Raw genomic sequence first — 20,632 nt, forward strand, 5'->3', positions numbered from 1 at the left:
AAATGACCCAGAACTCCTATTCGCTCGCCGAACTCGTCATCGTTGCCTGCGCCGAGGTATGGCGCGAGAACGGCGAGGTGATGGCAACCGGCATTGGTCCCCTGCCCCGCATCGGCGCTGGTCTGGCCAAGCTGAGCTTTGCGCCCGCGATCCAGACGACGGACGGCGAATGCTGGTATACCAGCGAGCCTGTCGGCCCAGGCAAGCGCGCCGCCGAACCGGAATTTGAAGGCATCGCCAATTATGATCGCGTCTTTTCCGCCCTGTGGAGCGGCCGCCGTCACGCGCTGGTCGGCCCGGTGCAGATCGACCGCTACGGTCAGGCGAACATTTCCGTCATCGGCGATCACAAGAAGCCCAAGGCGGCGATGCTGGGCGCCCGCGGCTTTCCGGGCAACTCGATCAGCCATCCCAACAGCTTCTTCTTCCCGAACCACAACAAGCGCGCGTTCGTGGAAGGCGAGGTCGATTTCGTCTGCATGGCGGGCTACAACCCGGCGCGCTATCGCAATGGCCAGCCGCCCAAGGGTCTGGATCTGCGCCGCATCATCACCAATTTGTGCGTGATGGACTTTGGCGGTCCGGACCATCAGATCCGCGTGATTTCGCTGCATCCGGGCGTCACTTTCGAGGAAGTGCAGGACAATACGGGCTTCCCGCTGGCGAAGATCGCCGACGAGATCCCGACCACGCCCGCGCCGACGGCAGAACAGCTGGCGATCATTGCGAAGGTCGATCCCAACAATGTCCGCGCCAGCGTGTTCAAGGACAATCCGGCCGGAGACAGGAAGGCAGCCTGAGATGAACGAAGCCGATCGTCTGGTCGAACCGCAAAAGGTCGACATCGTCTACGAGACCGAAGAGCCGGTCACCTATGAGGTGATCGACAATGTCGCATGGATCATGCTGAACCGTCCGGGCTTCAACAATGCCCAGAACGGCCAGATGACCTATGCGCTCGACGACGCCTTCATCAGGGCCTCGAACGACGATGACGTCCGCTGCATCGTGCTGGGCGGCAACGGCAAGCATTTTTCCGCCGGCCATGACATCGGCACGCCGGGTCGCGATGTACACAGGCATTTCGACAACCGGCTGCTGGTGCCGGGCCATGTCAACAAGCCGGCGGCGGAACTGCTCTATACCCGCGAGAAGGAGCAATATGTCGGCATGTGCCGCCGTTGGCGCGACGTGGCCAAGCCGACCATCGCCATGGTGCAGGGCGCCTGCGTCGCGGGCGGGCTGATGCTGGCATGGGTCTGCGATCTGATCGTCGCTTCGGACGATGCCTTCTTCCAGGACCCGGTCAATCGCATGGGCATTCCGGGCGTCGAATATTTCGCCCATGCCTATGAGCTGCCGCCGCGCGTCGCCAAGGAATTCCTGCTGCTGGGCGAGCGCATGACCGCGCAGCGCGCCGAACAGTTCGGCATGGTGAACAAGGTCGTGTCCCGTGAAGCGCTGCGCGAGACGGTGGCGGCGATGGCGGCCAAGCTGGTGGCGCAGCCGCGCCTTGGCAACTGGCTGACCAAGCAGGCGATCAACCATGTCGAGGAGCTGATGGGCAAACGCAACGCGATGGAGGCGCAATATCATATGCACCACTTCGCCCATGCCCAGAATGATCTGACGCAGGGCAGTTCCATCGCGGGTCTCGACGCCAAGAAGATGGCCGAGGCGAACAAGAAGCAGGCGAGCGAATAATGGGCGAACCGCTGCACACCATCATGACCGAGCGGCTGGGCTGCCGCTGGCCGATCATCCAGACCGCCATGGGCTGGGTCGCCGAACCCTCGCTCGTCATCGGTTCCAGCAATGCCGGGGCCTTCGGCTTTCTGGGCGCGGCGGTGATGACGCCGGAAGAGGCTCGGGAGAAGATCCTGACGGTGCGGCGGGGAACGGACAGGCCGTTCGGCGTCAATTTCCACAGCTTCCAGCCCGGCGCCGACCAGATCGTCAAACTGATCCTGGCCAACAAGGATCAGGTGCGCGCCGTCAGCTTCGGACGCGGACCGAACGCCAAGATGATCGGGCGCTTCAAGGATGCGGGCATCCTCTGCGTGCCCACCGTGGGAGCGGTCAAGCATGCGCAGAAGATGGTCGAGCTGGGCGTCGACATGGTCAATGTGCAGGGCGGCGAAGGCGGCGGGCATACCGGCTCCGTACCGACCACGGTGCTGCTGCCGCAGGTGCTGGATGCGGTGAACGTGCCGGTGATCGCCAGCGGCGGCTTTGCCGACGGGCGGGGGCTGGCGGCGGCGCTGGCCTATGGCGCGGTGGGGATCGCCATGGGCACGCGCTTCCTGCTGACGAAGGAAAGCCCGGTGCCCGACAGCGCAAAGGCGGAATATCTGAAGGCTTCGACCGACCGCATCGTCGTCACCACCAAGCTGGACGGCATTCCGCAGCGGATGGTGCGCACCAGACTGATGGACAGGATCGAAAAGTCGGGGAAACTCGGCATGTGGCTGCGCGCCCTTGAGGCGAGCGCCGCGATGAAGAAGCTGAGCGGGGCGAGCTGGCTGGACATGATCAAGTCGGCCAAGGGCATGACCGGCCATGGTCAGGTGCCGCTGAAGCAGGCCATGATGGCCGCGACCATGCCGATGCTGATCCAGAAGGCGGTGGTCGACGGCGATATCGAACATGGCGTGATGGCGACCGGCGTGGTCGGCGGTCGCATCGTTGAAATACCAAGCTGCCAGGAACTGGTCGATCGCATCGTCAGCGAGGCGCACGACCGGCTGAACGCGCTCGCCGCCATGGGCCGCGAAGCCGTTCCGGCGGCCTAAGGGGAGGAAGATCAATGCCGATTACGCTCACCATCAAGGACCGGATCGCCGAAATCCTGTTCGACCATCCTCCGGTCAACGCCTTCGACACCAAGGGCTGGGAATCGATCCCCGCGCTGGTTTACGAGGCGGCGGCCAATGAGGATGTGCGCTGCATCCTGATCCGCGCCGAGGGGCGCGGCTTTTGCGGCGGCGTCGACATCAAGGAGATGCAGGCCCACCCCGAACGCATCGCCAAGCTGAACAAGGACAATTACCTGACCTTCAAGGCGATCCGCGAATGCGCGATCCCGGTCGTGGGCGCGCTGCACGGCTTCGTCATCGGCGGCGGCGTCAACATTGCCGGCGCGTGCGACGCGCTGATCGCGGCGGAGGGCGCCTATTTCTCGCTGCCCGAAATCGATCGCGGCGCGATGGGCGGCGCGGCCTTCATGAGCCGCATGCTGCCGGTCCAGATGGTGCGCGCCAATTTCTTCACTGGCGGAAGAATCCCGGTCGAGGATGCCCATCGCCACGGATCGATCCACAAGGTGGTGCCGCTGGCGCAGCTGAAGGACGAGGCCTATGCCTTCTGCGAGGTCATCGCGTCCAAGAGCCGCGCCGCGCTGGTCATCGCCAAGCAGGCGCTGAACCTGATCGAGCCGACCGATCCGTCGGCCCATTATCGCATCGAGCAGGGCTTCACGCTCGAAATGTACATGCATGAGGACAGCCAGAAGGCGCGCGACGCCTTCGTGGACGGCAAGGGCGCGGCGAAATTCTGATGGACCTGACTTATACCCCCGAACAACTGGCATTCCGCGCCGAAGTGCGGGCATGGCTGGAAGCGCATGTGCCAAAGGCCCCGCTGGAGCATTTCGATGCGACCCGCGAGGGATTCGAGGCGCATCGGGAATGGGAAAAGACGCTGAAGTCGGGCGACTGGGGCATGGTGACATGGCCGGTCGAATATGGCGGCCGGGGGCTGGACCTGATCCAGTGGCTGATCTTCGAGGAAGAATATTATCGTTCGGGCGCGCCGGGGCGGGTCAACCAGAACGGCATCTTCCTGCTGGGTCCCACGCTGATCGAATTCGGCACGCATGAACAGAAGCAGCGCTTCCTGCCCAAAATGGCGTCGGGCGAGGAAATCTGGGCGCAGGCCTGGTCGGAACCGCAGGCAGGATCGGACCTTGCCGGGGTGCGCGCCACCGCCGTCCGCGAAGGTGACGACTATATCCTCAACGGCCACAAGATCTGGTCGAGCCGCGCCGTGTTCGCCGACTGGGCCTTTGGCCTGTTCCGCGAACCGGGCAGCGAGCGCCACAAGGGGATGAGCCTCATCTTCTTCCCGCTCGACGCGCCGGGCGTGACGGTCAATGCGATCAAGAAGATCAACGGCCATGTCGGCTTCGCCGAAATCTTCCTGGAGAATGTCCGCGTCCCCGCCTTCAACCGGCTGGGCGACGAGGGACAGGGCTGGCACATCTGCATGGCGACCGCCGGTTTCGAGCGCGGCCTGATGCTGCGCTCCCCTGCCCGCTATCAGGTCGCGGCGGCGAAGTTGGCGAAGCTGTGGCAGACCAACAAGGAAACGGCCGATCCCGCGCTGGAAGCCGATGTGGTGCGCGCACACATGAATGCGGACGCCTATGCGCTCAACATCTACCAGACGGCCTCCCGCCTGATGGCCGGGGCGAAGATCGGGCCGGAAGCATCCACCAACAAGATCTTCTGGTCGGAGCTGGACATTCACCTGACCCAGACCGCGCTCGCCATCCTCGGCCCCGCCGCCGAGCTGACGCATGAGGCGCCGGACGCGAACCCCGTCGACTGGATCGACGATTATATCTTCGCGCTCGCCGGACCCATCTATGCCGGATCGAACGAGATCCAGCGCAACATCATCGCCGAGCGCATGCTCGGCCTCCCGCGCTAAGGAGGGCGGACATGGACTTCACCCTCAGCGACGAACAGCAGATGTTCGCGGAAACGGCACGGACGCTCTTTGCCGACAGTTGCACGCCCGATCACTGGCGCAAGATGATGGAAACGGGCGTGGCGCGGGACGACGCCCGTTGGGCCTCGATCGTCGAAACCGGCCTGACGCTGGTGCTGCTGCCCGAAAGCGCGGGCGGCATCGGCCTTGCAGAAACCGACTTCGCCCTGATCGCGCAGGAAGCGGGCTATGTCGCCCTGCCCGAACCGCTGGTGGAAAGCGCGGGCGTCGCGGCGCCCATGCTCGCCGCGCTGGCGCCGGAGCATGAGCTGCTGGCCGATCCCGCGGCGACCATTGCGATTGCGCACCCCGCCAACCCCTATGTCGCCCATGCCGACAGCGCGGCAGCGATCCTGCTGGAAAAGGACGGCGAGGCTTATCTCGCGACGCCCGATCAGGTGACGCTGGTGGCGCAGCCCAGCATCGATCCCTTCCGCCGCCTGTTCAAGGTGGAGTGGAACCCGGAGAACGCCACAGCGCTGGGCAAGGCCGACTGGGATCTGGCGCTGGACCGCGCGGCGCTGTTCAATGCCGCCATGGGCCTTGGCCTCGCCCAGCGTGCGGTCGATCTCGCCGTGGACTATGCCAAGGAACGGCAGCAGTTCGGCAAGCCCATCGGCAGCTATCAGGCGGTCAAGCATCATCTTGCCTCCGCGCAGGTCGCGATCGAATTCGCCAAGCCCGTCGTCGCGGCGGCTGCGGCCGAGATCGGCGCCCGCGACGTTCAGGCCCGCGCCCGAGTCAGCCACGCCAAGCTGGTCGCGCTGGAAGCCGCCGACAAGGCGGCCCGCGCCTCCATCCAGGTGCATGGCGCCATGGGTTACAGCTGGGAAGTCGATGTCCACCTGTTCCTGAAGCGCGCCCTTGCGCTGACGCAGACATGGGGCACCCCCGCTTTCCACCGCGCGCGGATCGCGGCGCGCATCTTCGCCCAGCCCATGGGGCCGGACCAGACCTTCGCACGAGAGATCAAACATGCCTGAAGCCTATATCGTCGACGCCGTCCGCAGCCCCGTGGGCCGCAAAAAGGGCAGTCTGGCCCATGTCCACCCGGCGGATCTGGGCGCGCACCCGATCCGTGAACTGGTGAAGCGCACGGGTATCGACCCGGCGATGGTCGAGGATGTGGTCTGGGGCTGCACCGAAACCATCGGCGGTCAGGCAGGCGACATCGGCCGCACCGCGTGGCTGGTCGCAGGCCTGCCCGAGGAAGTGCCCGGCGTCACCGTGGACCGCCAGTGCGGATCGTCGCAGCAGGCCGTCCACTTCGCCGCGCAGGGCGTGATGAGCGGCACGCAGGATCTGGTGGTCGCGGGCGGCAGCCAGGCGATGAACCAGATTCCGATCATGGCGGCCATGATCGCGGGCGCCCAATATGGCTTCGACAGCCCCTTCCATGGTTCGAAGGGCTGGGTCGAGCGCTATGGCATGGAAGAGGTCAACCAGATCAAATCCGCGGAGATGATCGCCGAAAAATGGCAGATCAGCCGCGCGGAGATGGAAAAATTCGCCCTCGCCAGCCACCAGCGCGCACAGGCCGCATGGGACAATGGCTGGTTCGACAAGGAAGTCGTGGCCCTTGAAGGGCTGGCGAAAGATGAGACCATCCGCCCGACGACGACACTGGAGGGGCTCTCCACATTGAAGCCCGTCAATGAGGGCGGCATCATCACCGCGGGTATCGCCAGCCAGAATTGCGACGCGGCCGCCGCGCTCCTCATCGCCAGTGAAAAGGCGGTGAAGGCATATGGCCTCACGCCCCGCGCCCGCATTCATCACCTGTCGGTGCGCGCGGCCAACCCGGTGTGGATGCTGACCGGCCCGATCCCGGCAACGCAATATGCGCTGAAGAAGGCGGGCATGTCGATCAGCGACATCGACCTGTTCGAATGCAACGAAGCCTTTGCCAGCGTCACCATGGCGTGGATGAAGGAACTCGACATTCCGCATGAGAAGGTCAATGTGCAGGGCGGCGCGATCGCGCTGGGTCATCCGATCGGCGCCACCGGCGCCCGGCTGATGACCACGCTGCTGGGCGCGCTGGAGCGCACGGGCGGCCGCTATGGGCTCCAGACCATGTGCGAAGGCGGCGGTCAGGCGAACGTCACCATCATAGAGCGGCTGTAAGGGCATGCCCTGCTACGCCTATCAGGGGATCGTTCCCGTCGTCGATCCGACCAGCTACGTCCATCCGCTGGCGTCGCTGATCGGCGACGTGATCGTCGGGCCGGGCTGCTTCATCGCGCCCGGTGCATCCCTGCGCGGCGATTTCGGGCGGATCATCGTGGAGGGCGACAGCTCGATCCAGGACAGCGTGACGGTGCATGCCAACCAGCTGCGCGACACGATCATCCGGCGCGGCGCGACCATTGCGCACGGGTCTATCATCCATGGCTGCGAAATCGGCGAGAACGCGCTGATCGGCATGAATGCGGTGATTTTGGACAATGCGGTGATCGGGCCGGAAAATCTGGTGGCGGCGCTCGCGCTGGTGAAGTCCGACATGGAGACCCCGCCGCGCAGCCTGGTGGCGGGCAATCCGGCGAAGGTCGTCAAGAGCTTCGAACCGCATCAGGTGACATGGCGCAACGATGGCGAGGGCGAATATCAGAAGCTGACGCGGGAGGCTCTGACCGGGCTGGTCGAGGCGGAGCCGCTCCATGAGGCGGATGCGGACCGGCAGGCCCGGCGCATCGCGTCCGACGCCATCGCCGTGCGCCTGACGGGCAAGACCGCCGCGGAACGCGAACGCCGGGTAGCCGGCGCGGAGGACAAGGCATGAGCAGCGCGACGCAGATCACCAACCTCCTCTACCGCTATGCCGAACTGATGGACGCGGGCGATCTGGAAAATGTCGCGGCCCTGTTCACCCGCGCCCGGATCAGGACCGGCGGCGGCGAAGTTGTGGAAGGGTCGGCGCCCATGCTGGCGCTCTGGCGCGCCCATGTCCGCCTCTATCCCTGCGGCACGCCGCGCACCAGGCATGTCGTCACCAATCCCATCGTCGAAGTGGACGAGCAAGCGGGGACGGCGACCTGCCGGTCCTATTACACGGTTTTTCAGGCCACGCCGGAGCTGCCTTTGCAGGCGATCTGCGCAGGCCGCTACCATGACGCCTTCGTCCGGGTGGACGGGCAATGGCATTTTTCCGAGCGCGATTATTCGCTGCTCGATCTGGTGGGGGACCTCAGCCAGCATCTGCTGATCCCTGTCCCGGCGCAATGAAGGAGTGACTGAAGTGGGTATTTGCGAAGGACGTGTTGCGATCGTGACCGGGGCGGGCAATGGCCTCGGCAAGGCCTATGCGCTGGGTCTGGCGGCGGAAGGCTGCAAGGTCGTGGTCAATGATCTGGGCGTCGGCACCCATGGCGAGGCGGGCGCGACCAAGGGCGCTGCCGAAATGGTGGTCGACGAGATCCGCGCCATGGGCGGCGAGGCGGTGGCCAACACCGACGACGTCGCCGACTGGGATGCGGGCAAGCGCATGGTGGAACAGGCGCTCGACAGCTTCGGCGCGCTGCATGCCGTGGTCAACAATGCGGGCTTCGTGCGCGACCGCATGTTCTTCACCTGCTCGCCCGAGGAATGGGATGCGGTTATCCGCGTCCACCTGCGCGGCCATTTCTGCACCAGCCGTCACGCCGCCGAATATTGGCGCGCTCAAGCCAAGGCGGGCAATCCGGTCGATGCGCGGATCATCAATACCACGTCTGGCGCGGGCCTTCAGGGTTCTGTCGGCCAGTCGGCCTATTCGACCGCCAAGGCGGGCATCGCCGGGCTGACGCTGGTGCAGGCGGCGGAGCTGGGCCGTCTGGGCATCACCGCCAATGCGCTGGCCCCCAACGCCCGCACCCGCATGACCGATACCGGCGCGTTCGACATGGACGCGAAGGCCGGCGAGTTCGACGTCTTCGCGCCTGAAAATATGGCGCCGCTGGTCGCCTATCTGGTGTCGGCGCAGTCGAAGGGCGTGACCGGGCAGGTGTTTGAACTCAAGGGCGGCACCATCTTCCTTTCGCAGGGCTGGACCGACAGCCCGGCTTACGAAAAGGGCGCGCGTTTCGAGGCGAGCGAGCTGGACCCGATCGTCCGCAAGCTGCTGGAAACCCGCGAACCCGCCAAGCCGGTCTACGGAGCCGCCTGATGGACTTCGCGCTCAGCGACGACCAGCGCGCCATTCAGGAAGCCGCCCGCGACTTCCTGACCGATGCCGCCAATCCCGATGTGATCCGGGCCGCTGTGGAGGGGAGCAGCGGCTTTGATGAAGGGCTGTGGCAGAGCCTGGCGGCCGAAATGGGTTTCGCCGGGCTGATGGTGCCGGAGGAATTTGGCGGGCTGGGGCTGGGCGCGGTGGAAATGGCGCTGGTGCTGGAGGAGACGGGCCGTTGTCTGGCGCCTGTCCCCTTTTTTGAAACTGCGGTTCTGGCAGTGCAGGCGGTGCTCGCCGCGGCGGATGAGGGTCAGAAATCGACACTCCTCCCTCGTCTGGCGTCGGGGACCCGCGCCTGTTTCGCCGGAACGGCCGGGCGCCCAACCCTTTCGGGCGCCCGGTTGACCGGGACGGCCGATTTCGTGACCTTCGCCCATGTGGCGGACCTGATCGTCGTCGCCACAGCGGACGGCAGTCTGGTGGTGCTGGAAGCGGGCACGCCGGGTCTGACCGTAGAAGCCTTGCCCGGCCTCGACCGGACCCGCCGCTTCGCGACGCTGACCTTCGATTGCGCAGTGACGCCGGACATGGTGCTGGGCGCGCCCGGCGGCGCGCAGGCGGCCATCGAGCGGGTGTTGACCATCGGCGCGGGTCTTCTCGCCGCCGAACAGACCGGGGGCATGCAATATAGCCTCGACGCGACGGTGGATTATGCCCAGCAGCGCGTCCAGTTCGGGCGGCTGATCGGCTCTTTTCAGGCCTATAAGCATATGCTGGCGGACATGATGCTGCTGGCGGAAGCCTCGCGATCGGCCGCCTATTATGCCGCCGCCGCCATTGACGAGAATGGCGAGGAACTGGCCGAAGCATGCCATGTGGCGCGCACCTATGCGTCCGACGCCTATCGCTCGATCAGCGGCGACGCGATCCAGCTGCATGGCGGCATCGGTTTTACCTGGGAACATCACGCGCATCTCTATTTCAAGCGGGCGCGGGCTTCGGCCAGCTGGCTGGGATCAGCCGACGCGCATCGCGAAGCGCTTGCGGCACTGCTGCTGGACGGAGAGAAAGCCGCCGCATGACGGCAGCCGCCGCCCTCCCCTCCTCCATGCAGGCCATGGCAATGGACGGCTTCGACGGGCCGGAGGCGATCCGGCGCCGGTCCTTGCCCGTGCCTGTTCCGGGTGCGGGCGAGATGCTGGTCCGGATGGCGGCGGTGGGCGTCAATCCGGCCGACTGGAAGGCGTGCGCGGGCTTCCTTCCCTTCCTGCCCCAAGGGTTTTTGCCGCTGGTGCCGGGTTTCGACGGCGCGGGCACCGTCGTCGCGCTGGGCGAGGGCGTCGACGCGTTCACGCCCGGCGATCGGATAGCGTTCATGTCCGGCCTGCCGCTGGGGCGCGGCGGCACATGGAGCGATTATGCGATCGCCGCTGCGGCCCATGCCGTCCGCCTGCCTGACAGCCTCTCCCTCGCGGCGGCGGCGACGATCCCGGTGGCCGGGATTTCTGCGCGCGAGGCGCTGCTGACCCAGGGCAAGGCCGAGGCGGGCGAGCGCATATTGGTCAATGGCGGGTCCGGCGGGACCGGACTGTTCGCCATCCAGATCGCCAGGGCGGCCGGCGCCATTGTCGCCGCGACCGCAGGTCCGGACAATCAGGCGCTGCTCCGCGCCGCCGGAGTTGATTGCGCGATCGATTATCGCAGCGAAGCCGTGTCCGAGCGGCTCGCGCAATGGGCGCCCGAGGGCGTCGACCTGATCCTCGATACGGTGGGTCAGGGGAGCCTGTGCGATCCGGCGAGCCTCATCCGGCCCGGCGGCCGCTATGTGGCGATCGAAACCATGCTGCCGCAGGAGGCGCTGCCCGATGCCGGCAGCTTTGCCGCCCGCGGCATAACCGCCATCCGCGCCTCTGCCAGTTTCGACCGGCTGAAGGAGCATCTGGCAGCTCTTGTCACGGCCATCGACGATGGCGCGATCACTCCGCCGCCGCTGGACATCCTGCCGCTGGCGGACGCCGCAGCCGCCATGGAGCGCGTGCGCGACGGCCATGTGCGCGGCAAGATCGTGCTGGCGGTGGACCCCAATCCCGACCGGGCGGCGATGGCCCCCGCAACTTGCAAGGACCTGGTATAATGGCAGCGACTGTTCCCGTTCCCCCCTACCCCACCCCGCGCGGCCTGCTGACGGGCAAGACCGTGGTGGTGACGGCGGCGGCCGGCACCGGCATCGGCTTTGCGGCGGCCAAGCGCGCGGCAGAAGAAGGCGCAAAGCTGCTGATCAGCGATTTCCACGAACGCCGCCTTGGCGAAGCCGCCGACCGGATCGCCGATGAGGCGGGCGTGGAGCGGCCAGCGACCTTCGTATGCGACGTCACCGACGAACAGGCCGTGCAGGGCCTGCGCGACGCGTCGCTGGCCGCCCTTGGGCGCGTGGACGTTCTCATCAACAATGCGGGTCTGGGCGGCGAAGCCGACATTGTCGACATGACCGACGAGCAGTGGAGCCGCGTGTTCGACGTCACGCTGACCAGCCTGTTCCGCATGACCCGCGCCTTCCTGCCGTCCATGTATGCCGCCAAGTCGGGCGTGATGGTCAATAACGCGTCGGTGCTCGGCTGGCGCGCACAGAAGGGGCAGGCCCATTATGCCGCCGCCAAGGCAGGCGTCATGGCCTTCACCCGCTGCGCCGCGATCGAGGCGGCCGAACATGGCGTGCGCATCAACGCGGTCGCGCCGTCGCTCGCCATGCACCCCTTCCTCGCCAAGGTGACGACGCAGGAGGCGCTGGACCTGCTGGTGGAGAAGGAAGCCTTCAAGCGCCCCGCCGAAGTATGGGAAATCGCCAATGTCATGATGTTCCTTGCGAGCGAGCTGTCGTCCTACATGACCGGCGAAATCGTCTCCGTGTCGAGCCAGAGGGCCTGATCCGATGGCCCTGATCTTCCAATCCCCCCGCGATCTGATCGGCAAGGAAGGAACGCCGCTCCACCCGAGCGAATGGCTGACGATCGAGCAGGACCGGATCAACGCCTTTGCCGACTGCACCGGCGATCATCAGTGGATCCATGTCGATCCGGAGCGCGCCAAGGATGGCCCGTTCGGCGCGACCATCGCACATGGCTATCTGACGCTTTCGCTCACCAACCTGTTCATGCCGCAGATGATCGACGTGCGCGGGTTCAGGAACGGTCTCAACGTCGGCATGGATCGCACGCGTTTCCTGACGCCGGTAAAGGCAGGATCGCGCATTCGCGGAACGGGGGTCATCCAGTCGGCTGAAATCGCCAAGGGCGACACCATTCAATGCGTGATCCGCATCACCGTGGAGATTGAGGGCGAAGAAAAGCCCGCGCTCGTGGTGGACGCCATCACCCGTTATTTTCCGGAGTAAAAGCCATGCCCGATCCAGTGAAGATGGAAGCCGCCGTTCACGCCTATGTCGCCGCGTTCGAGGCGGGAAGCGCCGATCAGGTGGCGGCGCTCTATGCGCAGGACTGCACGGTCGAGGATCCGATCGGCAGCCCGATCCACAACGGCCGCGAAGCGGTGCGCGCCTTCTATGCCGAAAGCATGAAGACCGGCGCAAAGCTGAAGCTGGAGGGACCTGTCCGGATCGCGGGGGACTATGCGGTTTTCCCCTTTTCGGTGAATTTGAACTATGACGGCAGCCCCAAGCGCATCGACGTGATCGACACCTTCCGCTTCAACGAAGCCAATGAGGTCGTCGAAATGCGGGCCTTCTGGGGTCCCACCAACATGCACGGTTTTTGATAAAGGATTGTTCGATGCGTGAAGCAGCCATCATCTCCACCGCCCGCACTGGCGTCGGCAAGGCCTATCGGGGCGCGTTCAACGACACCGAGGCGCCCCGCATGGCGGCGCATGTCGTCGACGCGGCAATCGCCCGCGCGGGCATCGACCCGGCCCGCATCGACGACGTCTATATGGGCTGCGCCAACCAGTGGAACACGCAGAGCTACAATATCGGCCGTCTGGCCGTGCATGGCTCCGTCCTGCCCGACACCACTGCCGGCTTTGCGATGGATCGCAAATGCTCGTCCGGCCTCAACGCCCTCGCCTTCGCGGCGCGCGGCATCATCGCCAATGAAATCGACGTAGCGCTGTCGGGCGGCACGGAGAATGTGTCGCTGACGATCGACAAACATTATCCCAATTTCCGCAACCGCTCCGAATGGGTGAAGGCCCACGATCCCTATGCCTATATGGCGATGATCGAGACGGCGGAGATCGTGGCCGACCGCTATGGCATCAGCCGCGAGGATCAGGACCGTTTCGCCGCCCTGTCGCAGCAGCGCGCCGCCGTCGCGCAGGAAGCGGGCAGGTTCGACGACGAAATCGTGCCGATCACCGTCACCAAGGCGCTGTTCGACAAGGAAGGCAATGAAACCGGCAAGGAGGAGCTGACGCTCACCAGGGATGAGGGCATCCGCGCCGGCACCACCTATGAGAAGCTGTCGGAACTGAAGCCGGTCTTCAAGAATGGCGACGTCGTCAAGGAAGGCCGCCACATCACCGCGGGCAATGCCAGCCAGCTGTCCGACGGCGCATCGGCGCAGGTCGTCATGGACCTGGCCACCGCGCAGAAGGAAGGACTGCCGATCCTGGGCGTATATCGGGGCTTCCAGGTTGCCGGTTGCGGCGCGGATGAAATGGGCATCGGTCCGATCTTCGCGATCCCCAAACTGCTGGAGCGCACCGGTCTCAAGATCGACGATATCGGCCTTTGGGAAATCAACGAAGCCTTTGCCAGCCAGGCCGTCTATTGCCAGCGCAAGCTGGGCATCGACCCGGAAAAGCTGAACGTCAACGGCGGCGGCATCGCCATCGGCCATCCGTTCGGCATGACCGGATCGCGTCTGGTCGGCCATGCCCTGATCGAGGGCAAGCGCCGGGGCGTCAAATATGTCGTCGTGTCCATGTGCGTCGCAGGCGGCATGGGCGCGGCCGGTCTGTTCGAGGTCGCCTGATCCATGCAGCTTGCCTTCGCCCCTGAACTCAAGGCCTTTCGCGAAGAGGCCGCCGACTGGCTGAACGGCCAGTTGTCCGGCCCCTTCAAGTCGATCCGTGGCCAGACCAACCAGGTCGACAATGTCGAGGAACGCCGCGCCTGGGAAGCCGCGCTGGGCGAAGCGCGATGGAGCGTCGTCGGCTGGCCGGAGCAATGGGGTGGGCGCGATGCGTCCATCGCCCAGCAGATCATCTTCGCCGAGGAATATGCCCGCGCCAAGGGACCCCCGCGCGCGGGCCATCTGGGCGTCGAGCTGCTCGGCCCGACGCTGCTGGCGATGGGTAACGAGGATCAGAAGGCACGCTTTCTGCCCGACATCGCGCATGGCCGGGCAATCTGGTGTCAGGGCTATTCGGAACCGGGCGCGGGATCGGACCTGGCCAACGTCAAGACCAAGGCGCGGCTGGAGGGCGACCGCTACATCATCGACGGGCAGAAGATCTGGACGTCGATGGGCGTGATCGCCGACTGGTGCTTCGTCGTCTGCCGCACCGAACCGGGCAGCGTGGGCAACAAGGGCCTGTCCTTCCTGATGGTGCCGATGGACCAGCCGGGCGTCGATGCCCGGCCGATCCGGCAGATGACGGGCGAGGCCGAATTTGCCGAGGTCTTCTTCGACGGTGCGGAAGCGCTGGCAATCGACCGGATCGGCGAGGAAGGCGACGGCTGGAAGGTGGCCATGGCATTGCTCGGTTTCGAGCGCGGCGTGTCCACCCTCGCCCAACAGATGCATTTCCGCAACGAACTGGACGAGATCATCGCCGTCGCCAAGGCCAATGGCAAGGCGAAGGACCCGGTGATCCGGCAGAAGATCGCGCAGGCCCATGCGGGTCTGAAGGTCATGCGCTACAATGGTCTGCGCATGCTGTCGGACGGCGAGGGCGCGGAACTGTCCGGCGCGGGCTACACCTACAAGCTCTACTGGTCGCAATGGCACAAGGCGCTGGGCGAACTGGCGATGGACGTGCTGGGACAGGAAGGCGAGATCGGCGTCGATGAAGAGCGTTTCGACAGCCTGACCACCATGTATCTGATGAGCCGGTCCGATACCATCTATGCAGGCACGGACCAGATCCAGCGCAACATCATCTCCGAGCGGGGACTCGGCCTGCCGCGGGAGCCGCGTGGAAAATGACCGAAGCGATGGGGACATGGCCCGAAACGATACCGCACGCCGCGAAGGCGGCGGCGGAGCGCTGGCCCTATGCGGTCGGCCTGATCGAAGGGGAAAAGCGCTGGACCTTTGCGAAGATCTGGGCCGATGCGCGGGCGTCCGCTTCCGCCATGCTGGCGCATGGCGTCGGCCATGGCGACCGGATTGGCATCTGGGCGCCCAATTGCCGGGCATGGATCATCGCGGCGTTGGGCGCGCATATCGTCGGAGCGGCGATCGTGCCGCTCAACACCCGTTTCAAGGGGCAGGAAGCCGCCGACATATTGCGCCGCAGCCATGCCAGGCTGCTGTTCGCGCCGCAGGATTTCCTGGGCACGGACTATAAGGCGCTGCTGGCGGGCGAGGATTTGCCCGATCTGCAGGCCATCATCCACACCGATACGGGTTTCGAGGCCTTTCTGGGGCGCGGCAAGGGCAGCGACGACCCGGCGGTCGACGAAGCCTTTGCCCGGCTGTCAGGCGACGACCTGAGCGACATCATTTTCACCTCCGGCACGACCGGACGACCCAAGGGAGCGCTGACGACCCATCGGCAGGTCGTACAGACCTTCGGCGACTGGGCAGTGCGCGTCGACCTGCGCGAAGGCGACCGCTATCTGATCGTCAACCCCTTCTTCCACACCTTCGGCTACAAGGCGGGGTGGGTGAACTGCTTCACCCGCGGCGCGACGATCGTGCCGATGGCGATGTTCGACGGCGCCGAAATGGTGCGGCAGATCGAACAGAACCGCATCAGCTTCCTGCCGGGGCCGCCGACCATCTATCTGACGCTGCTGCAGGAACTGGCGGGCGACAAGCCCCGCGATTTTTCCTCGCTGCGCGTCGCGGTGACGGGCGCGGCGCCGGTTGCGCCCTCGCTGGTCGAACGGATGCGGCATGAATTGGGCATGTCGAACATCGTCAACGGCTATGGCATGACCGAATGCGGCGTCATCTGCATGACCTGCCAGGGCGACGATGCCGAAACGGTGGCGCATAGCTGCGGTCTGCCGATGCCCGGCATCGAGGTGCGCTGCGTCGATGAAGAAGGGCGCGATGTGCCGACAGGGCAGGCGGGCGAATTCTGGGTGCGCGGCCATTCGGTGATGAAGGGCTATTTGGACGATCCCAAGGCCACGGCCGAGGCGATCGACGCGGACGGGTGGCTGCACACCGGGGACATCGGCGTGCTGGACGAACGCGGTTATCTGGCGATTACCGACCGGAAGAAGGACATGTACATTTCCGGCGGCTTCAACTGCTATCCGGCCGAGATCGAGAAGCTGCTTTCCGCCCATCCGGCAATCGAGATGGCGGCGGTGATCGGCATAGCCGACGAGCGTTTGGGCGAAGTCGGCAAGGCCTTCGTCGTGCTGCGTCCCGGTGCGGAAGCGAGCGAACGCGAAATCATTGGCTGGGCACGCGAGAATATGGCCAATTACAAGGCGCCGCGTCAGGTGGCCTTCGTCGATGCCCTGCCCCGAAATGCCGGGGGCAAGGTGCTTCGCACCGCGCTCCGCGATCTGGAACAACAGGAGAAATAGGATGCCTCTGGACCCTCAACTCGAAGCGATGTTCGCAGGTCAGCCCGAATGGCCGCCCGTGCGCAATTTCCCGGTCGATGCGCTGCGGGAGGCCGTGCGGTCCAGCTCCACCCGGCTCCCACCGCCGCCCGTGACCCTGGCCTCGGTCAGCGACCGCACGATCCCCGGCCCTGCGGGCGACATTCCGGTGCGTATCTATACCCCCGAAGGCGCCGGCCCCTTCCCGATCATCACCTATTTCCATGGCGGCGGCTTTGTCGTCGGCGATCTCGACACGCAGGACATGATCGCGCGCGGGCTGTCCGGGGGAGCCGGAAGCGTCGTGATCTCTGTCGATTATCGTCTGGCGCCCGAACATAAATTCCCAGCGGCCTTCGAGGACGGCTGGGCTGCGGTACAATGGGCGGCGGCCCATGCGGCGGAGCTGGGCGGCGACGCGGCGCTGATGGGGGTGGCGGGCGACAGCGCGGGCGGCGTGATCGCCAGCGCCTGCGCCCTGCTCGCCAAACAGGCAGGCGCGCCGACACTGGCGGCGGTTTTGAACTGGTATGGTCCTGGCATCCATCCGATCCCCGAAGAGGGATCGGCGATCGAGTTCGCCAACGGTCCCGTTCTGCGCATGGACGATGCCCATTATTTCTGGGAACTGCACATCAGGGACGAGTCCGATTATGAGGATTTCCGCGCCAGCCCGATGAAAGCGGCAAGCCATGTCGGCCTGCCCGCCACCTTCATCGCCAGCGCCGAATGCGATCCGATCCGCGACGCTGTGGAAGCCTATGGCCCGGTACTGGAACAAGCGGGTGTCGAGGTCGAGGTGAAGCGCTATCCCGGCATGGTCCATGGCTTCGTGTCGTGGCTGGGCTTCCTGCCGGGCGCGCAGGCGGCGATGGCCGACGCCTGCGCCTTTGCGCAGAAGCAGTTCGCGGCGGTTCGTCAGGACGCCTGATCCGATTTCAGGGGAAGGAACGGCGCCGTCCGGCAGGATGGCGCCGTTCTTTTTATGACATGCGGGCAATCAGCGCGCGTGCATCCGCCGACCCGTCGAGCAGCCGGTTAATGCGGCAGGCGACCTTCCACCCCTCTGCGGTTCGCATGAGTTGCCAGAGATTGGCCGACACGCGATGCGCTTCCCAGCCGTCTTCGGCCTTCCGGAACACCACCGAATAGGTGCGCGCCGCCGCCCGGTCACCGTCGAGATCGATGACCGGCGGACTGAGCACATGCGCCGCGCCGCCGTGGATCAGCTGCTGATGACTTTCGCCTTCCAGCAGCGCCCGGATCGCGGTGCGCCCCTGATAGCTGCCGAAGCCGCCGACCTCGTAAATTCCGTCTTCGGTCCATAGCGCCGCCGCGCCCGCGCAGTCGCCGCTATCGGCGAGCGGACCATAGCGGGCGATGAGATCGCGAATGGCCTCCCGATCCTCCAGCGCGGCGATGCGCGCCGCGAGGGGATCGGTCAAAGCTGTACCACCTTGCATTGGGGCACCGGATGGTCCGTCGCCTCGATCCAGCGCCAAAGCCCCGTGCCGCTGCGATGGCCCGACAGATCGATCCAGTTGCCATAGCCGGGGTCGCGGTCGGCGCAGACGAGGATGACGCTGCCGTCCGCCTCATATTTCGCCTGCGCGCCGTTGACCCAGACCTTGCGGTTCACATGGTCCATCGATTCCATCCACCAATTGTCGATCTGGAAATTCCAGAAGCGGCATTCGGGCGGCTTTGCGGTGATGACCAGCGCTTCACCGGGCGCGAGATCATAATAGATATGGCCATACCAGATTTTCGGATCACCGCCCGCCCGTTGATAGACGGACTGGTCCTTCCCCTCATAGATGCGATTGGGTTCTTCCATGAACCACTGGCTCCAGTCGGCAAAGGTGTTGGCCGTGCCGCGCACCCAGGCCGCCGCACCCGCGAGCTGCACCTCTATGGTTTCGGGCGAGAGGATCGCGGGAACGGCCGGTCCCTCGCTGATCCGTTCGATCCGGACATCGGCGGCCACTTCGGTCCGCTTGTCGTTGAAGGTCTGACGAATGATGAGCAAGGTCGTGTCGTCGGCCATGGGCAGCCAGTTGCCGGGCTTTTCCGTTTTGCTGACGATGATTTCGAAACTGCCGTCAGGGGCGATCGCCATGTCGGCCAACTCGATCTCTCCGGTCGAGGCCATGGTGCCGTCGATCGCGTAACGGTTCGCCTTCGACCCTATCGAGAAATAGGGCACGCTGTTGCGCGTTCCCGTGATGCGATAGTCGCGGTCGCCGCGCACGACGATCTGCTGATAGAGATTGTCAGGATTGTCGGCACCGATCTTGATGGCGTCGTCCGTCAGCAGGAAGATGCGCGGAAAATCCGGATCGCTCGAATCGACCAGCATGTTGAGCGCGGTGCGGGTCAGGCGCGAGAGATAACGCAGCCCTTCGGCCTGATCGATCGCGGTGCCGGGCGCGCTGGGCCGGTCCAGCACTTCGCCCGCCTGCGCGAGCTGCTCGCAAAAATTCCGCCAGGTTGCGGATAGCCGCAACTCCTTGCCGTCGCCCATGGCCATCTCCTCATATGCGTATTTGATTGACGATTTATCGTATATTTGCACGATGTAACGCAAATTTTTTCGTTCATATGCGTAACTAAAGGAGAGAATTATGACGGTTCAGGCGTTCAGCTTCACCAAGATCGAGGTCAAGGACATTGCCGTCGCCGAAGCCTTTTACACCGCCGCGCTGGGGCTGGAGGTCGTCGGCCGGGTAAATTTCGGTGAGGGCGAGCGGCTGATGCATGAAGTGATCCTCGCGCTGCCCGGATCGCGACCGCCCGCCCCCAATCTTATCATCATCAGCTATCCCAATGCCGCCTGCCCGACGCCGGGCGAGGCGACGACCGGCTTCATGGTCGCCGATCTCGACGCCGCCCTCGCCCGCGCGACGGCGGCGGGCGCCACCATCGACATTCCCGCCACCGACGTCCCCGAACATGGCCTGCGGCTGGCCTTCATCCTCGATCCGCTCGGTCACCGGATCGAACTGCTGCAACAGATCGGCGCCTGAGCCGCCCGGAGCCTGTTTGGAAACCCTCTCCCGACAGGCTCTCAAACCTCATGATCGACCAGCGCGCGGGTTACTTCCCCGGCCTTGAGCGCGGCGATCGCCTCCGCGATCCGGGCCAGCGGCCACACGCCGCTGACCTGATCGGCGAGATTCAGCCGCCCGTCCCGCGCCTGCGCGATCAGTTCCGGATAATCGCGGTCGGGCAAGGCGCCGCCGTTCATCGTAGCGATCACCGCACCGCCCAAAAGGAAGCTGTCGAGCGGCAGCGCCGCCTGCGCGCCCGACCGCGACATGCCGATCAGCACCACGCGCCCGCCGCGCTTCGTGCAGCGGAGCGCCGTTTCGATGGCGCCGACTGCGCCGCTGCATTCGACAACCAGATCGATGGGGCCGTGGTCCCGCGCCAGCGCCGCGGCGGCAGACGCACTGTCCTGCGCCGGATCGGCCAGCATGAAGGCGGACGCACCGAATTGTCGCGCCGCCGTTTCCTTGGCCGGATTGGCATCGACGGCGATCACATGCGCACCGATGCGCGCCGCGCCCTGAATGGCGTTCACGCCGATCCCGCCGACGCCAAACACCACCACATTGTCCTCCGCGCGCACCTGACCCAGCACCCGCGACGCGCAGACGCCGGTTGAAACGGCGCACCCGATGAGTGCCCCCTGTTCCGGCGGCATGTCGTCAATGGCGAAGAGTTGCGACGCCTTCACCACGACCTCTCCGGCGAAGGAGGAGACATTGGCGAAGGAGGCCACTGGCTTGCCATCCATTGCAAAGGGGAAATTGGGCGCAAAGCCCCAGTTGATGTCGCAATTATGCGGCTCGCCGCGGCGACATTCCCGGCATTGGCCGCACGGCGTCTGGGTGCCGATGGTCACGCGGTCGCCCACGGCCCAGCCCTCGACCCCCTGTCCCAGTTCCAACACCTCACCCGCCGCC

At 65.4% G+C, this 20,632-nt stretch carries 23 protein-coding genes; 20 read left to right on the top strand and 3 right to left on the bottom strand.

Annotated elements, in window-relative coordinates:
• Nucleotides 1–2: 2 nt before the first annotated feature.
• The 19 genes from ACFC3J_RS04965 to ACFC3J_RS05055 are packed head-to-tail and all read left to right on the top strand — an operon-like array spanning nucleotide 3 to nucleotide 17,595.
• Nucleotides 3–800: a ketoacid CoA transferase gene (locus ACFC3J_RS04965; RefSeq protein ID WP_192665983.1), complete on the top strand. Its 798-nt coding sequence runs from the start codon at nucleotides 3–5 to the stop codon at nucleotides 798–800.
• 1 nt (nucleotide 801) lies between these two features.
• A complete protein-coding gene (locus ACFC3J_RS04970) occupies nucleotides 802–1,704 on the top strand; it encodes an enoyl-CoA hydratase (protein WP_375195101.1) in 903 nt (300 codons plus the stop codon).
• Complete coding sequence (locus ACFC3J_RS04975; RefSeq protein WP_375195102.1) at nucleotides 1,704–2,792, top strand: NAD(P)H-dependent flavin oxidoreductase; 1,089 nt, start codon at nucleotides 1,704–1,706, stop codon at nucleotides 2,790–2,792. Before ACFC3J_RS04970 ends, ACFC3J_RS04975 begins: the two co-directional genes overlap by 1 nt.
• Nucleotides 2,793–2,806: 14 nt before the next feature.
• A complete protein-coding gene (locus ACFC3J_RS04980) occupies nucleotides 2,807–3,556 on the top strand; it encodes an enoyl-CoA hydratase family protein (protein WP_375195103.1) in 750 nt (249 codons plus the stop codon).
• Entirely contained in the window at nucleotides 3,556–4,710 is a 1,155-nt protein-coding gene (locus ACFC3J_RS04985; RefSeq protein ID WP_375195104.1) for an acyl-CoA dehydrogenase, read from the top strand. Before ACFC3J_RS04980 ends, ACFC3J_RS04985 begins: the two co-directional genes overlap by 1 nt.
• A gap of 11 nt (nucleotides 4,711–4,721) precedes the next feature.
• Nucleotides 4,722–5,753, top strand: coding sequence for an acyl-CoA dehydrogenase family protein (locus ACFC3J_RS04990; protein WP_375195105.1), 1,032 nt, complete (start codon nucleotides 4,722–4,724; stop codon nucleotides 5,751–5,753).
• A complete protein-coding gene (locus ACFC3J_RS04995; RefSeq protein WP_375195106.1) occupies nucleotides 5,746–6,897 on the top strand; it encodes an acetyl-CoA C-acetyltransferase in 1,152 nt (383 codons plus the stop codon). The genes ACFC3J_RS04990 and ACFC3J_RS04995 overlap by 8 nt, the downstream gene beginning before the upstream one ends.
• Before the next feature lie 4 nt (nucleotides 6,898–6,901).
• On the top strand, nucleotides 6,902–7,552 hold the full coding sequence (locus ACFC3J_RS05000; RefSeq protein ID WP_375195107.1) for a phenylacetic acid degradation protein PaaY: 651 nt from the start codon (nucleotides 6,902–6,904) through the stop codon (nucleotides 7,550–7,552).
• The gene (locus ACFC3J_RS05005) at nucleotides 7,549–7,995 is read left to right on the top strand and encodes a nuclear transport factor 2 family protein (RefSeq protein WP_375195108.1); all 447 of its coding nucleotides are present in this window, start codon (nucleotides 7,549–7,551) and stop codon (nucleotides 7,993–7,995) included. Before ACFC3J_RS05000 ends, ACFC3J_RS05005 begins: the two co-directional genes overlap by 4 nt.
• 13 nt (nucleotides 7,996–8,008) lie before the next feature.
• Complete coding sequence (locus ACFC3J_RS05010) at nucleotides 8,009–8,914, top strand: SDR family oxidoreductase (protein WP_375195109.1); 906 nt, start codon at nucleotides 8,009–8,011, stop codon at nucleotides 8,912–8,914.
• Nucleotides 8,914–10,002: an acyl-CoA dehydrogenase family protein gene (locus ACFC3J_RS05015; protein ID WP_375195110.1), complete on the top strand. Its 1,089-nt coding sequence runs from the start codon at nucleotides 8,914–8,916 to the stop codon at nucleotides 10,000–10,002. The genes ACFC3J_RS05010 and ACFC3J_RS05015 overlap by 1 nt, the downstream gene beginning before the upstream one ends.
• Nucleotides 9,999–11,054, top strand: coding sequence for a zinc-binding alcohol dehydrogenase family protein (locus ACFC3J_RS05020; RefSeq protein WP_375195111.1), 1,056 nt, complete (start codon nucleotides 9,999–10,001; stop codon nucleotides 11,052–11,054). The genes ACFC3J_RS05015 and ACFC3J_RS05020 overlap by 4 nt, the downstream gene beginning before the upstream one ends.
• Complete coding sequence (locus ACFC3J_RS05025) at nucleotides 11,054–11,845, top strand: SDR family oxidoreductase (protein WP_375195112.1); 792 nt, start codon at nucleotides 11,054–11,056, stop codon at nucleotides 11,843–11,845. The genes ACFC3J_RS05020 and ACFC3J_RS05025 overlap by 1 nt, the downstream gene beginning before the upstream one ends.
• A gap of 4 nt (nucleotides 11,846–11,849) precedes the next feature.
• Entirely contained in the window at nucleotides 11,850–12,311 is a 462-nt protein-coding gene (locus tag ACFC3J_RS05030; RefSeq protein WP_375195113.1) for a MaoC family dehydratase, read from the top strand.
• Between the two features lie 5 nt (nucleotides 12,312–12,316).
• The gene (locus tag ACFC3J_RS05035; RefSeq protein WP_375195114.1) at nucleotides 12,317–12,691 is read left to right on the top strand and encodes a nuclear transport factor 2 family protein; all 375 of its coding nucleotides are present in this window, start codon (nucleotides 12,317–12,319) and stop codon (nucleotides 12,689–12,691) included.
• Between the two features lie 14 nt (nucleotides 12,692–12,705).
• Nucleotides 12,706–13,908 (top strand): acetyl-CoA C-acyltransferase, encoded by a 1,203-nt coding sequence (locus ACFC3J_RS05040; RefSeq protein ID WP_375195115.1) that lies wholly within the window; start codon nucleotides 12,706–12,708, stop codon nucleotides 13,906–13,908.
• A gap of 3 nt (nucleotides 13,909–13,911) precedes the next feature.
• Entirely contained in the window at nucleotides 13,912–15,084 is a 1,173-nt protein-coding gene (locus ACFC3J_RS05045) for an acyl-CoA dehydrogenase family protein (protein ID WP_375195116.1), read from the top strand.
• Nucleotides 15,081–16,646 (top strand): FadD3 family acyl-CoA ligase, encoded by a 1,566-nt coding sequence (locus ACFC3J_RS05050; protein ID WP_375195117.1) that lies wholly within the window; start codon nucleotides 15,081–15,083, stop codon nucleotides 16,644–16,646. The genes ACFC3J_RS05045 and ACFC3J_RS05050 overlap by 4 nt, the downstream gene beginning before the upstream one ends.
• 1 nt (nucleotide 16,647) lies before the next feature.
• Nucleotides 16,648–17,595 carry an alpha/beta hydrolase gene (locus tag ACFC3J_RS05055; protein WP_375195118.1) on the top strand — a complete coding sequence of 316 codons (948 nt, stop codon included), beginning with the start codon at nucleotides 16,648–16,650 and terminating at the stop codon, nucleotides 17,593–17,595.
• Between the two features lie 52 nt (nucleotides 17,596–17,647).
• On the opposite strand, the gene ACFC3J_RS05060 is transcribed toward ACFC3J_RS05055, so the two are convergent.
• Together ACFC3J_RS05060 and ACFC3J_RS05065 are read right to left on the bottom strand one after the other, a co-directional pair.
• On the bottom strand, nucleotides 17,648–18,109 hold the full coding sequence (locus tag ACFC3J_RS05060) for a nuclear transport factor 2 family protein (RefSeq protein WP_375195119.1): 462 nt from the start codon (nucleotides 18,107–18,109) through the stop codon (nucleotides 17,648–17,650).
• A complete protein-coding gene (locus ACFC3J_RS05065; RefSeq protein ID WP_375195120.1) occupies nucleotides 18,106–19,188 on the bottom strand; it encodes a DUF1214 domain-containing protein in 1,083 nt (360 codons plus the stop codon). Before ACFC3J_RS05065 ends, ACFC3J_RS05060 begins: the two co-directional genes overlap by 4 nt.
• 100 nt (nucleotides 19,189–19,288) lie before the next feature.
• Here ACFC3J_RS05065 and ACFC3J_RS05070 point away from each other — a divergent pair, with 100 nt between their 5' ends.
• Entirely contained in the window at nucleotides 19,289–19,690 is a 402-nt protein-coding gene (locus tag ACFC3J_RS05070; protein WP_375195121.1) for a VOC family protein, read from the top strand.
• Nucleotides 19,691–19,731: 41 nt separating this feature from the next.
• Here the strand turns inward: ACFC3J_RS05070 and ACFC3J_RS05075 are convergent.
• On the bottom strand, nucleotides 19,732–20,632 hold a 901-nt coding region (locus ACFC3J_RS05075), incomplete at its 5' end, for a zinc-binding dehydrogenase (protein WP_375195122.1).

This window comes from Sphingobium sp., from assembly GCF_041987595.1.
GTDB lineage: Bacteria > Pseudomonadota > Alphaproteobacteria > Sphingomonadales > Sphingomonadaceae > Sphingobium.

Bases quoted from the DNA above. Each gene is read 5' to 3' on its own strand.
- ACFC3J_RS04965 (WP_192665983.1), top strand. From the start codon at position 3: ATGACCCAGAACTCCTATTCGCTCGCCGAACTCGTCATCGTTGCCTGC.
- ACFC3J_RS04970 (WP_375195101.1), top strand. From the start codon at position 802: ATGAACGAAGCCGATCGTCTGGTCGAACCGCAAAAGGTCGACATCGTC.
- ACFC3J_RS04975 (WP_375195102.1), top strand. From the start codon at position 1,704: ATGGGCGAACCGCTGCACACCATCATGACCGAGCGGCTGGGCTGCCGC.
- ACFC3J_RS04980 (WP_375195103.1), top strand. From the start codon at position 2,807: ATGCCGATTACGCTCACCATCAAGGACCGGATCGCCGAAATCCTGTTC.
- ACFC3J_RS04985 (WP_375195104.1), top strand. From the start codon at position 3,556: ATGGACCTGACTTATACCCCCGAACAACTGGCATTCCGCGCCGAAGTG.
- ACFC3J_RS04990 (WP_375195105.1), top strand. From the start codon at position 4,722: ATGGACTTCACCCTCAGCGACGAACAGCAGATGTTCGCGGAAACGGCA.
- ACFC3J_RS04995 (WP_375195106.1), top strand. From the start codon at position 5,746: ATGCCTGAAGCCTATATCGTCGACGCCGTCCGCAGCCCCGTGGGCCGC.
- ACFC3J_RS05000 (WP_375195107.1), top strand. From the start codon at position 6,902: ATGCCCTGCTACGCCTATCAGGGGATCGTTCCCGTCGTCGATCCGACC.
- ACFC3J_RS05005 (WP_375195108.1), top strand. From the start codon at position 7,549: ATGAGCAGCGCGACGCAGATCACCAACCTCCTCTACCGCTATGCCGAA.
- ACFC3J_RS05015 (WP_375195110.1), top strand. From the start codon at position 8,914: ATGGACTTCGCGCTCAGCGACGACCAGCGCGCCATTCAGGAAGCCGCC.
- ACFC3J_RS05020 (WP_375195111.1), top strand. From the start codon at position 9,999: ATGACGGCAGCCGCCGCCCTCCCCTCCTCCATGCAGGCCATGGCAATG.
- ACFC3J_RS05025 (WP_375195112.1), top strand. From the start codon at position 11,054: ATGGCAGCGACTGTTCCCGTTCCCCCCTACCCCACCCCGCGCGGCCTG.
- ACFC3J_RS05030 (WP_375195113.1), top strand. From the start codon at position 11,850: ATGGCCCTGATCTTCCAATCCCCCCGCGATCTGATCGGCAAGGAAGGA.
- ACFC3J_RS05035 (WP_375195114.1), top strand. From the start codon at position 12,317: ATGCCCGATCCAGTGAAGATGGAAGCCGCCGTTCACGCCTATGTCGCC.
- ACFC3J_RS05040 (WP_375195115.1), top strand. From the start codon at position 12,706: ATGCGTGAAGCAGCCATCATCTCCACCGCCCGCACTGGCGTCGGCAAG.
- ACFC3J_RS05045 (WP_375195116.1), top strand. From the start codon at position 13,912: ATGCAGCTTGCCTTCGCCCCTGAACTCAAGGCCTTTCGCGAAGAGGCC.
- ACFC3J_RS05050 (WP_375195117.1), top strand. From the start codon at position 15,081: ATGACCGAAGCGATGGGGACATGGCCCGAAACGATACCGCACGCCGCG.
- ACFC3J_RS05055 (WP_375195118.1), top strand. From the start codon at position 16,648: ATGCCTCTGGACCCTCAACTCGAAGCGATGTTCGCAGGTCAGCCCGAA.
- ACFC3J_RS05065 (WP_375195120.1), bottom strand. From the start codon at position 19,188: ATGGGCGACGGCAAGGAGTTGCGGCTATCCGCAACCTGGCGGAATTTT.
- ACFC3J_RS05070 (WP_375195121.1), top strand. From the start codon at position 19,289: ATGACGGTTCAGGCGTTCAGCTTCACCAAGATCGAGGTCAAGGACATT.